General features: G+C 62.5%; 1 pseudogene. It reads right to left on the bottom strand.

The window, feature by feature from the left end:
* Window positions 1-379: pseudogene (locus tag JHD69_RS20765) on the bottom strand (DUF6443 domain-containing protein); the annotation flags it as partial.

The following is a 379-nucleotide window of genomic DNA, read 5'->3' as shown; positions in this document are numbered from 1 at the left end:
CACAGCCAGCAGCATTCCTCCCGTGCTCGGGATGTTCGTCTTCGTTCCGGTAGGCAGTCCCCTGGTGCGTCCGCCGCCGGCCTGCGTACCCGTAGGGGCGCCGAAGCTGTTGCCCAGGAAGCCGTAGCCGTCATAATAGCTGATGGTGAGGCAGCTCGTGATATCCGCGCTCGGTGAGGCAACGTTCGTGTAGCCAGTTCCGCTGGCGCTTGCATTGGCATCGTCGCGCGTTTCCCAAAATACGGTCTGCCCGTCCATGCCCGTCTGCCACATCGCCCTGGTAGAAGTGCTGCCCAAAAGGCCTGTTATGATCGTCCTGCCCAGGGCATCGTACTTGGTGAACAGCCACTGGTTCTGCGCGCGCAGGTTGGCGTCCTGC

The organism is Pedobacter sp. ASV12 (assembly GCF_016429155.1).
Classification (GTDB): Bacteria; Bacteroidota; Bacteroidia; order Sphingobacteriales; family Sphingobacteriaceae; genus Pedobacter.
This window is presented reverse-complemented; position numbering and strand designations above follow the sequence as displayed.